Consider the following 11,002-nt stretch of genomic DNA (forward strand, 5'->3'; position numbering starts at 1 on the left):
CGTCCTCCTCGCATGAACCGAACGGAAGCGCACCACACCGAGGCACCCGCCGAGGGGCCTCCCGCGAACCGCGCGCTCGCGCACTTCGAGGAGCTGCGGCCCCGCCTCTTCGGCGTGGCCTACGGGATACTCGGATCAGTCGCCGAAGCCGAAGACGTCGTTCAAGACGCCTGGATCCGTCTCCAGCGCACCGATGTCGACGAGATCGAGGACCTCACCGGCTGGCTCGTCACCACCACCTCTCGCCTGGCCCTCGACGTCCTCCGGGCGGCCCGCACTCGCCGCGAGGCCTACGTCGGGCCGTGGCTGCCCGAACCGGTCGAGACCGCGCCTGACCCGGCCGACTCGGTGAGCCTCGCCGACTCCATGTCGTGGGCGATGCTCGTCGTCCTCGAGACCCTGAGCCCCGCCGAGCGCGCCGCGTTCGTCCTCCACGACGTCTTCGGCCTCAGCTTCGACGAGGTCGGCACCGCGCTCGGCCGCACGCCCGCGGCCTGCCGCAAACTCGCCAGCCGCGCACGCGAACATGTCGAGCAGCGCCAACCGAGGTTCGACGTCGACCCGAAGGCGCACCGCGCGGTCGTCGAGGCCTTCTCGGAGGCCACCCGCTCAGGCGACCTCGACGGCCTGCTCGGCCTCCTCGACCCCGACGCGGTCCTCACCTCGGACGGGGGCGGACTCGTCAGGGCCGCCCGCAACCCGATCCGCGGCGCGGACAAAGTCGCCCGCTTCCTCGTCGGCGTCTCCGGCAAGTACGCCGACCGCAGCCACCGCCCGATCACGATCAACGGCAGCCCCGCCCTGGTCACCGTGGGCGGCGGCATCGTCGACGGTGTCATCGCCCTCGGCATCGAAGACGGCCGCATCACCACCGTCGACTACCTCCGCAATCCCCAGAAGTTCGCCGGCCTGCGCATCACCCGGGCCGAACAGTAGGAAGGAACCGCCATGGAACCCCGACTCGCCTTCACCGAGACCGAGTTCGCCAAGCAGTACTACAAGCACATGCTCGCCAACGAGAAGCTGTTCCACACCGGCCCGATCCCGCACGCCACCATGGAACTGCTCAAACTGCGGGTCAGCCAGATCAACGGCTGCGGCTTCTGCGTCGACATGCACTACAAGGACGCCGTGCACGCCGGCGAGGACCCCGAACGCCTCAACCTGGTCACCGTCTGGCGCGAGGCCCCGGCCTTCACCGAACCCGAGCGGGCCGCGCTCGCCCTGGCCGAGGAGTCGGCCCGCATCGCGGACAACCCGCACGGCGTCAGCGACGAGACCTGGCAGCTGGTGCGCAAGCACTACGACGACGAGCAGATCGCAGCCCTGGTGGCGATGTGCGCCCAGATCAACGCCTGGAACCGCGTCAACGTCATCCTCCGCACCCCGGCCGGCTTCTACGACCCGGTCACCAAGACCACCCGCTACCGAACCGAGAACGACTAGCGTCACCACCGGTCGGTCCGCCGCCGCGGAAGGCGGACCGACCGCGACCCACCGGCACACGACCCCGATGCCGCCCTACCGCTCCAGGTCGTCCTCCAAGATGCGGCGGTGGGTCCGCTGGAGTTCGGGCCCCGGCTCCAGCCCGAGCCTGTCGACCATGCGAACGCGCGTCTCCGCGAAGACCTGCAGCGCCTCCCACCGCCGGTGGTCCTTGTACAGCGCGAGCATCAGCAGCTCCGCGAGCCGCTCACGAAACGGATTCGCCACCACGGCGGCGCGCAGTTCACCGATCGCCGCACCGAAATCACCCGACTCCACCAGCAGCTCCCACCGCCGCGACTCCACCGCGTACCGCCGCTCCGTGAGCTCGACAGCGGTGGCGTACAGCGGATTGTCGACGTCGATGCCCTCCAGCGGACTCCCACGCCACAAACCCAGCGCCTTGCCGTACCAATCGAGCGCCGCCGCCCCGTCACCCGCCTTCCGCGCCAGGTCCGCCGTACGGCACCACTCGTCGAACACCTCCAGATCGAGCTCACCCGGCTCGGTCCGCAACGTCACCTGACGCCGGTCCGCCACCACCCGCGACTCGAGCGACAGCGGATCGGTCAACGCCGAACGCAAGCGCCGCAGATAGGTGCGCAGATTCGGCCCGGCCGAAGGCGGCGGATCGTTCCACACCAGACTCCCCAGCCGCCGCCGCGGCAGCGGCCGCCCCGCATTCGCCAGCAGCACCCCCAGCACCGTCTGCTGGCGGCTGCCCCCCAAATGAATGGGAACCCCGTCGATACGCACTTCGAGGGGTCCGAGCATCCGGAACTCCATGTGAGACTCCTCCGACCGGCGAAGAACGCCCGCAAGCGTTCGCGATGAGGTCACGCGCCCCCTTATACGCCGCGTATGCGGTCTGAAGTTGCTTTCATATCCACTGTGCCACATACGGTTCGGATATGGCCACACGCAACAAGAACCACCACGCGCCCGGCAACCGCAAGCGCGCCCTCACCGCCGTCGCGCTCACCTTCGCGGCCGCCGCCGGCGCACTGCTCCTCGCGCCCGCCACCGCGCAGGCCGAGACCATCGGCGACCACTGCGTCTACAACATCACCCGCGACGAACTCACCTGCTCCGACACTCCCGAAGCCGCCATCGCGGCCGACAGCGTCGGCATCCAGGCCACCAGCACCCTGGTGCGCCTCTACGACGACGCCAACTACGGCACCTCGAACGGCACCTTCACGTTCACCATCGACGGCTCCTACAACTGCACGGCCGCGTACTCGCCGATCGAGTTCACCGTCGTCAACCTCGCCTCCGCCGGCTGGAGCAACCGCGCCAGCTCCGCGCACACCTACAACTCCTGCGACGTCAAGCTCTTCGACAGCTCCGACGCCACCGGCACGTCCTCCACCTGGATCGACAACCTCGCCAACCTCAACACCGCCGCCGGCGGCTGGGCCAACCGCGCCAGCTCCTTCCAGGTCAGCTAGACCCGCACCGACACTGACGAGGCCCGGACGCGGCAGCGCCCGGGCCTCATCGCGTATACGCCGCGTATACGACCTGAAGCGGGTGCCGTATCCATTGCGGCGCATACGGTTCCGCCATGGCTGAACCCACACGGCAAGACTTCCCCCTCCGCAGGCGAGCCAAGGCCGCCGCGGCACTCTCGCTCGCCCTCGCGGCGGGCGCGCTGGCACTCGCGCCCGCCACCGCGCAGGCCGAGACCACCGGCGACCACTGCGTTTTCGACGTGGTCACCGAGGAGCTTACCTGCGCCGACTCCCCGGAGGCGGCCCTCGCCGCCAACGCGGAGGGGCTGCAGGCGGACACCGTCCTGCTGCGCATGTACGGCGACACCAACTACGGGACCTCCACCGGCACCCACACCCTGACCGTGCCGGGCGCCCACACGTGCTCGGCCGCGTACTCGCCGGTCGAGTTCACGATCACCCGCATGGGGACCTTCACCAACAAGGCCAGCTCGGTGCGCACGTACAACTCCTGCGACGTCAAGCTGTTCGACAACGACTCCGCCACCGGGACCTCGTCGACCTGGATCGACAACCTCGCCAACCTCGACACCGCCGCCGGCGGCTGGGCCAACCGCGCCAGCTCCTACCAGGTGAGCTAGACCCGACGGGGGCCTGGCGGTCCCTTTCGGAGGCAACGCAAAAGGCGGGGCCGCGGATGCGGCCCCGCCTTTCAGACTGGGTAACGAGCTGAATCGCCCCGGTCGGTCTCGGTGTGAGCTAGCGGCTCACGGCGAGCTTGGTCTCGTTGAGGCCGCGGGCGGCCTCGACCTCGCCGGTGGCGTCGCCGTAGCGCGAGAGCGCGCGGAGCGTCCACTTCCCGGGGGCGGCGAAGAAGCGGAACTGCCCGCCCTCACCGGTCACGACCTCGGCCGTGAACTCGCCGGAGCCGTCGAGCAGACGCACGTAGGCGCCCTGCACGAGTTCGCCCTCGCCGTTCACGACGGTGCCCGTGAGCACGGTCTCCTTCTCGATGTCGACCGACGCCGGCAGGGCCGCGTCCTGGTCGGGTGCAGCGCAGCTGTCAGACATGGTTGTTCCTTTCAGTGCCAATGAACGGCTCGCAAGCTTCGCCGTGGCTACCGTCGCCGGTGTTACTTGGTGCCGGGCTCGTCGCCGAGGGCGATCGGCACGCCGACCAGCGAGCCGTACTCGGTCCAGGAGCCGTCGTAGTTCTTCACGTCCTCGTAGCCGAGGAGCTCGCGGAGCGCGAACCAGGTGTGGCTGGAGCGCTCGCCGATGCGGCAGTACGCGATCGTCGACTTGGTCTCGTCCAGGCCGGCCTCGCCGACGTAGAGCTCGCGGAGTTCGGCCTCGGACTTGAAGGTCCCGTCCTCGTTGGCGGCCTTGCTCCACGGCACGCTGAGCGCGGTCGGGATGTGGCCGGCGCGCTGCGACTGCTCCTGCGGGAGGTGGGCCGGGGCCAGGAGGCGGCCGGCGTACTCGTCGGGGGAGCGCACGTCGATGAGGTTCTTGACGCCGATCGCGGCCTCGACCTCGTCGCGCTTGGCGCGCAGGTCCCAGTTGAGGGGCTTGGCGACGTAGGTGGTGGGCTCGCGCTTGACGACCTCGGCGGTCACGTCGCGGGCGTCGAGCTCCCACTTCTTGCGGCCGCCGTCGAGGAGCTTGACGTCCTCGTGGCCGTACAGCTTGAAGTACCAGTACGCGTAGGCCGCGAACCAGTTGTTGTTGCCGCCGTAGAGGACGACGGTGTCGTCGTTGCTGATGCCGCGCTCGGACAGCAGCTGCGAGAACTGCTCCTGGTTGACGAAGTCGCGGCGGATCGGGTCCTGGAGGTCGTCCTTCCAGTCGATCTTCACCGCGCCCTTGATGTGGCCGTAGTCGTAGGCCGAGGCGTCTTCGTCGACTTCGACGAACACGACGCCCGGGGTGTCGAGGTTCTCTTCCGCCCAATCGGCGGTGACCAGCACGTCTTCACGAGCCATGGCTTGTTCTCTCCTGAACGTAAATGAGACTTGGGTTTCGAAGTTTCGAGGGCGAGCCCAGTACGTGGAGCGAGCGGGGCGGAACGCTGCGATTCGCAGCTGAGCAGGATTCGTCCTGGACGGATCGTCCGGATTCAAGCCGATTCGACGTCACACGGGGTGCCGCTGTTCGACAGCGGAACGGGGATTCGGTGAGTCGCAAGCCTTGCTCTGTAGTTCGCGCACGCTGGGCCGCAATGCGGCGACCGCCTCCGGGCCTCGGGGGCCGGGCGAGTCGCCTAGGGCATTCGACAGAGCGTGGTCGCGATCATGCAGTAGTCGATCGCGCGCCGCTTGGTGAGCATCGGCTTGCGCATGGCAGGAACGCTAGCAGACTTCCCGGACCGAAGCCATACCCGTTCTCGCGATGCGGACTGTGACGAAGACCCAGCGTTACGACGCGGCGCAGCGCGGCGCCCGCCCGCGAACGCCGCGGGCGGGCGGTGCAACGGCAGGTGGATCAGGTGAGGACGACGTCCTGGGCGGTCCCGGAGACCGTGACGACGTCGCCGTCGAACGCGATCTCGGTCAGCTCGATCCCATATGGCAGTTCGGGCAGCGCCACGGTGGACTCGAACTGCGAGGCGGCCTGCTGGACGAGCGGCTGCACCTGGGCCGGCAGGCCCTCGGTGAGCGCTTCGACAGCGTCGGGCGTGAACGTGAGCTCGTTCTCGCCGAATTCGAACTGCCCGCTGGCCTCGATCTCGACCTCGGTGCCCAGGATCTCCTGCGAGCCGATCAGCGAAGCCGTGCCGTCTCCGTTGATCTGCAGGTCGTAGCCGGTCTGCTCGGCCATGATCGCCTCGATCGAGTCGACCGAGACCGAGCCTTTGACGTCGAGGGTGTCGGCGACGGCGTCGCCGCCGTCGGTGAGTTCGCGCCAGTCGGCGTCGACGTCGTGCGCCTCGAGTTCGAGCGACGGGAACGTGAGCCCGTTCGAGCCGACGTCCCGCAGGGTGATGTCGATCTGCTCGAAGTCGCCGGTCCAGGCCTGGGTGAGGAACGGCCAGCCGTGGATCTTCACGTCGGGCTCCTGGTCGGAGTACGCGCCGTTCGCGGCGGCGGTGTTCGCCACCTCGGTCGCGATGCGGCGTTCGACCAGCGCGTTCGCGACCCGGTCGCCGAGGGCGACGACCGCTACGACGATGACGAGGGCGATGAGCAGGCGGCGGAGGATCTTCACCAGGGGGTCTCCTGTGAGCGGTCTGCCCGGCGGGGTGCGCCGGGGGATGAGCGACGGACGGAATGCGTCAGTCGATCATGTAATAGGCGCTCAACAAGTAGACGACGGGGCCGGTGAAGGCGAACGCGAGCAGCGGCCCGGCGGCGCTGACCACCGGGTTCGGGGCGGTGCCCGCGCCGTCGATGCGCCGCGACGCGGACATGTACCCGCACGCGAGGTCGGCGAGGACCGCGGTGAGCGCGATGAGGAGCCCGCCGATGGCGGCGTGGGAGGGCTCGGGCCCTTCGATGACGAGTCCCGCGTACGCGGCGGACGCGGTGCCGCACATGGTGCCGATGACGATCCCGAACGCGCCGCGCGTCACCTGCCGGTTGATGCGCGGGTCGGGCATGACGAGGTCGACGGCGCGCGCGGCGAGGATCGCGGTCCCGGCCGCGACCACGGCCGAGTACATGGCGGGCGGGGCGGAGCCGAGCCGTGAGAGCGCGATGTAGCAGGCGTAGCCGCAGACGGCGACGCCGAGCATCATCGTGAACCCGAGGTTCTCGGTGACGCCGACGTGCGTGCCGCGGATGAGCTGCGCGGCGACGGCTGCCGCGAAGGACAGCGCGAGGAGCACGGTGATCGGCACGAGTGAGACGGGCTGCCATGCGACGGCGGCCGCGTCGGCGGCGACGGCCAGGGCGGAGGCGACGGCGAGGGGCACCCAGGCGCCGTCGATCTTGCGAACCCAGGTCGCGAGGGCGACGGTGGCGAGCTGGAGGACCGCGATCCCGGCGGCGTAGACGGGGCGTTCCATCTGGGCGCCGAGGACGAGCCCGGCGCTGATGACGATGGTGACCGCGACCGCGGGCAGGCGGTGGAGGAGCGCGGGGCTGGGCGGCGGGAGGGTGTGGTCCTCCCGGCCGTCGGCGCCGGTGGTCCGGTAGGAGCCGGTGTTGCGGGGGTGCGCGCCGGTCTGGCCGGCGCGGGCGGCGGCGCGGCGGCGCTCGGTGCTGCCGGGGGGCGCGTCGGGCCCGGGGCGGTCTTCGGCGCGCTCGTCGGCGCTCGCGTAGGCGTCGCCCCAGGCGGAGCCGTCGGTGGGGCCTTGCGCCCCGGGCGGCTCGTAGCCCCAGGTCTCGTCGGGTCGGCTGTACGACACGTCCACAGCCTACGGCAGCAGGAAATCCGGGCTCGCGTCCTTCGCCATGAGTCACCCTTGCGGACGGTCGCCCGGTCCGGCGCGTGTCGCGGCGTCCGCCGAGTGCCGGATCGTCGCCGCAGACTGTCGTCCCGGCATGTGGACGCGTGATGCCGCCGCATCGGTCCCCCGTGCGCCCCAGGTCCGGGCCGGGGGAGTGAACCGGACTGCGGGCCAACGCCGCCGGGCGCGGGAGTGACCGGGCCGTGTCGGTCCGGTGAACGCGGCTTGTCGGACCCCTACCGGAGGCGCGTCCCGCATGGTGAGGTTTCACGAAGGTGACGCTGGTCTTTTGGGTGGTGACCGTTTACACTTGTCCAGGACTCCACCTACCGCATGTAAGCCCGCCCGCCGCCGAAGCCGGGAAGAGCGTTAGTCGCGTGTGCTCACCAACCAGCGGAGGACTGCTGTGGAAATCCTTATCCTCACTTCCAACCCCGTTCCGGAGTCCCCTGAGTCGATCCTGCCCTCGCTGGAACTGCTGCCCCACCGCGCGCGCTACGCCGGCCGGGACGTGCGGGCGCTGCTGAGCGGCCCGAGCCCCGATGCCGTGATGGTCGACGCGCGGTCCGATCTCGCCGACGCCCGCGCCACCTGTCGCGTCCTGCAGGCCACCGGGCTGACGGTGCCGCTCTACGCCATCGTCACCGAGGCGGGGCTGGCGGCGTTGCAGGCCGACTGGGGTGTGGACGACTTCCTGCTCGCCTCTTCGGGGCCGGCCGAGGTCGAGGCGCGGCTGCGCCTGGCCACGGGCAAGCCGAACGCGGCGACGGCCGCGGGTCCGGCCGTGATCCGCGCCGGGGACCTCACGGTCGACCCGGACACGTACGCGGCGAAGCTCAAGGGCACGCCGCTGGACCTCACCTACAAGGAGTTCGAACTGCTGCGGTTCCTCGCGCAGCACCCGGGCCGGGTCTTCACCCGCGAGCAGCTGCTGCGGGAGGTGTGGGGCTACGACTACTTCGGCGGCACCCGCACGGTCGACGTCCACGTGCGGCGCCTGCGCGCGAAGCTCGGCAGCGAGTACGAGTCGATGATCGGCACGGTGCGGCAGGTCGGCTACAAGTTCGTGGCCCCGCCGCCGGAGAACCTGCGCGAGTCGGAGCCGGCCCCGGAGCGGGTCGACGCCTGATTCCGGCGCTATTCGGAGCGAGTCAAGTCTTGAGCGGGTCCGCGATGCGGGCCCGCTTCTTTCGTTGTGTCCGAAGTTGACAGAGTGGCTAGTGCGCTCCCTGGTGGATCGGTGGATTTTGATCCGAATCGCGGTCGAGGAAACGCGATCGAATAAGGAAAACTTACCATTCAAAATGGAGTCCTAGAAAGGTCCTATCGGGACAAAAGCCGCAACTCAGAGTACCCATGGTATTGCTGACGGTGGTTAGAATTGAGTTCGCTTTGGACCTAACCTTCCCTCTTGGAGTGTGACCCCGTGTCCGATCGCTCCGTCGACCCCGAAGCCCTCGCGGTGTTCCGCGAGATCGCCCAGGGCCGTTTGGACTACCTCGAAACCCTCATCGACCAGTTGCGCAACGGCAACGAGCTGGGCGTCGAACCCGGGTTCGGGCTCCTCGACAGCGCCGTGACCGCTCGTGAGGCCTATCGCGAGTTCCACCGCCAGACCTGGTCGAACCTCCAGGACCTGCGGGCGGACCTGACCGGCATCATCGCCACCCTCGACGGCGTCGCCGAGCGCGCCGTCGCGGACGACGAGGCCTCCGCCGTCCACCTCACGCGCGCTAGGGACTGACCGCCATGTCCGACACGCAGCAGCAGCAACAGGCGCAGGACCCGGACCTCGGCGACCAGCCGAACTACGACGACGAGCTCGACCCCGACCGCGCGGTCGAGCCGGAGGCGGAAGCCGACGGCGAAGACGCGCCCGCCGACGTCCCGGCCGACCCCGACGCGGCCCCCGAGCCCGACGACGAGGACGCCGACGACGCCGACACATCCGACGACGAGGACGTGGAGGACGAGGACGACGACCTGGAGGGGGACGACGCCGACGACTCGGACGAGGACGACGCCGAAGAGGACGACGACGAAGACGACGACGACCAGGAGGAAGAAGAGGAAGAGGACGACGACAAGGGCGACGAAGAAGAGGACGACAAGCACGGCAGGCAGCAGTACACCCGCGAGGAATGGGACGGCGGCGCCGCGCCCGACAACTCCGCGGAGATCGAGTACCAGCGCCGCGACGCCGAAGCCCTGTTCCTCTCCGGCGCGCTCTGTCCGCACTCGACCTGCCAGAACCTCGAGAACCCCGCCGAGGGCGCGTGGATCAAGCTGGTCTCCGCTATTCCGGAGGTCGGGCAGGTCAACAACCTCACCGTCGTCACCACCGGCACGGCCGCGCCGGGCCAGGACGCCATCCAGTCGCTCGTCTCCCAAGTGCGCCCTGACAACCCGGACAACTACGCGATCCGGGCGATCAGCGGCCACTGGCAGGCGTTCAAGGACGGGTTCGACACCGACCCGACCACCGGGATCGCCGCGAACCTGAAAGCGGGTCTGCGGACGCTCTCGGAGCACTGGCAGGGCACCGACTTCGACGCGTTCGCCGAGCAGGTCGAGGTCGTCATGTCGAACTGCGCGTCGATCTGCGACGACATCGGCGACCTCTCCTCGGGGGCCGTGGGCCTGCTGGAGCAGAAGGCCGACGAGTTCTACGGACTCCAAGGCGGCTCCTCGGGCGAGCTGCCGTATCCGGCGCCGCTGTACTGGATCTCGGACCACGAGACGATGTTCACGGACCCGTACGTGCACGTCCGTCCGCCGTTCCGCAGTGGACAGTGCGATGTGACGAACGGTTGCGGGCACTCGGGCGGGCTCCTCGGCTCGCTGCTGGAGCTCGGCGGCTTCGACAGCGACTACCTGCGCGAGACCAGGAACTACGTCGAGGCGCAGACCCAGTACTACATGGACAAGTACAAGAACGAGAAGCCGCCGCCCACGCGGGAGCAGGCCGAGGCGTGGGCGCAGGCCGACGCGAACAACGCGATCAGCGACGACGTGGTCGACGGCATGGAGGACTACGAGTCGCGGTCGCGGATCGCGAACGAGGACGTCATCAACCGGTGGGAGAACGCCGAGGAGTCGGCGGTGTCCTTCACTCCGGAGGCCAAGCCGTCGAACACGTCGAACTTCCGGGAAGCCTCCGACATGCTCGGCGACGAGTACTCCGGCCTGGACGCGGGCTCGGGCGGGTTCCAGCCGGGCGGCGAGCCGCCGGACCCCACCGGGGGCGCCGGCGGCGGCGGTGGCGGCGGCCTGGAGCCGCCCGGCGGTGTGAGCGGTGGTCTCGCCAGCGGCGGGTCGACGCTCGGCAGCGGCGGCGCGTTCCCGGTCGGCCCGGCCTCCTCCACGATGGAGGGCGCCGGCGGCTCCGGCGCGGGCGGCTCGATGGGGTCCGGCCGCGGCGGCATGGGCGGCATGATGGGCGGCATGGGCGGTGGCGGCGGCCGCGGCATGGGCGGCGACCAGCAGCCCGAGGGCGAGCACCGCGACTGGCTCGAGGAGGACGAGGAGATCTGGGGCATCCGCGCCATCGACGACGACCCTTACGCATAGAGCCGCAAGCAAGCAGGAAGCGGGGCCGCGATCCTCTGGATCGCGGCCCCGCTTCCGCTTCCGCTTCCGCTTCCGCTTCCGCTTCCGCTTCCGCTTCCGCTTC

General features: G+C 69.7%; 12 protein-coding genes. 7 read left to right on the top strand and 5 right to left on the bottom strand.

Going from position 1 to position 11,002, the window contains the following annotated elements; genetic code table 11:
- The first annotated feature begins 12 nt into the window (after positions 1-12).
- Entirely contained in the window at positions 13-936 is a 924-nt protein-coding gene (sigJ, locus tag AB0K52_RS24200) for an RNA polymerase sigma factor SigJ (RefSeq protein WP_363536598.1), read from the top strand.
- 69 nt (positions 937-1,005) lie between these two features.
- Positions 1,006-1,446: a carboxymuconolactone decarboxylase family protein gene (locus AB0K52_RS24205; RefSeq protein WP_363536626.1), complete on the top strand. Its 441-nt coding sequence runs from the start codon at positions 1,006-1,008 to the stop codon at positions 1,444-1,446.
- A gap of 75 nt (positions 1,447-1,521) precedes the next feature.
- On the opposite strand, the gene AB0K52_RS24210 is transcribed toward AB0K52_RS24205, so the two are convergent.
- Positions 1,522-2,271 (bottom strand): AfsR/SARP family transcriptional regulator, encoded by a 750-nt coding sequence (locus AB0K52_RS24210; RefSeq protein ID WP_363536601.1) that lies wholly within the window; start codon positions 2,269-2,271, stop codon positions 1,522-1,524.
- Between the two features lie 125 nt (positions 2,272-2,396).
- Here AB0K52_RS24210 and AB0K52_RS24215 point away from each other — a divergent pair, with 125 nt between their 5' ends.
- Positions 2,397-2,936: a hypothetical protein gene (locus tag AB0K52_RS24215; RefSeq protein ID WP_363536604.1), complete on the top strand. Its 540-nt coding sequence runs from the start codon at positions 2,397-2,399 to the stop codon at positions 2,934-2,936.
- 116 nt (positions 2,937-3,052) lie between these two features.
- Positions 3,053-3,580 (top strand): hypothetical protein, encoded by a 528-nt coding sequence (locus AB0K52_RS24220; RefSeq protein WP_363536607.1) that lies wholly within the window; start codon positions 3,053-3,055, stop codon positions 3,578-3,580.
- Positions 3,581-3,698: 118 nt separating this feature from the next.
- Here AB0K52_RS24220 and AB0K52_RS24225 read toward each other — a convergent pair whose 3' ends face one another.
- The 4 genes from AB0K52_RS24225 to AB0K52_RS24240 all read right to left on the bottom strand — a co-directional run bounded on the left by AB0K52_RS24225 (position 3,699) and on the right by AB0K52_RS24240 (position 7,287).
- Positions 3,699-4,010, bottom strand: a complete 312-nt coding sequence (locus AB0K52_RS24225; RefSeq protein WP_208499379.1) for a DUF1416 domain-containing protein — start codon at positions 4,008-4,010, stop codon at positions 3,699-3,701.
- A gap of 62 nt (positions 4,011-4,072) precedes the next feature.
- Positions 4,073-4,924 (bottom strand): sulfurtransferase, encoded by an 852-nt coding sequence (locus tag AB0K52_RS24230; RefSeq protein ID WP_363536610.1) that lies wholly within the window; start codon positions 4,922-4,924, stop codon positions 4,073-4,075.
- Between the two features lie 499 nt (positions 4,925-5,423).
- On the bottom strand, positions 5,424-6,146 hold the full coding sequence (locus tag AB0K52_RS24235; protein WP_208499377.1) for a DUF2993 domain-containing protein: 723 nt from the start codon (positions 6,144-6,146) through the stop codon (positions 5,424-5,426).
- 67 nt (positions 6,147-6,213) lie between these two features.
- Positions 6,214-7,287, bottom strand: coding sequence for a hypothetical protein (locus AB0K52_RS24240; protein WP_363536613.1), 1,074 nt, complete (start codon positions 7,285-7,287; stop codon positions 6,214-6,216).
- A gap of 448 nt (positions 7,288-7,735) precedes the next feature.
- On the opposite strand from AB0K52_RS24240, the gene AB0K52_RS24245 reads away from it, so the two are divergent.
- The 3 genes from AB0K52_RS24245 to AB0K52_RS24255 all read left to right on the top strand — a co-directional run bounded on the left by AB0K52_RS24245 (position 7,736) and on the right by AB0K52_RS24255 (position 10,899).
- Positions 7,736-8,458 carry a response regulator transcription factor gene (locus tag AB0K52_RS24245; protein WP_208499374.1) on the top strand — a complete coding sequence of 241 codons (723 nt, stop codon included), beginning with the start codon at positions 7,736-7,738 and terminating at the stop codon, positions 8,456-8,458.
- A 297-nt stretch (positions 8,459-8,755) separates the two neighbouring features.
- Complete coding sequence (locus AB0K52_RS24250; protein ID WP_208499372.1) at positions 8,756-9,073, top strand: hypothetical protein; 318 nt, start codon at positions 8,756-8,758, stop codon at positions 9,071-9,073.
- A gap of 5 nt (positions 9,074-9,078) precedes the next feature.
- Positions 9,079-10,899: a hypothetical protein gene (locus AB0K52_RS24255; RefSeq protein ID WP_363536617.1), complete on the top strand. Its 1,821-nt coding sequence runs from the start codon at positions 9,079-9,081 to the stop codon at positions 10,897-10,899.
- Positions 10,900-11,002 lie beyond the last annotated feature (103 nt).

Source organism: Glycomyces sp. NPDC049804 (genome assembly GCF_040674615.1).
Taxonomy (GTDB): Bacteria; Actinomycetota; Actinomycetes; order Mycobacteriales; family Micromonosporaceae; genus Glycomyces; species Glycomyces niveus.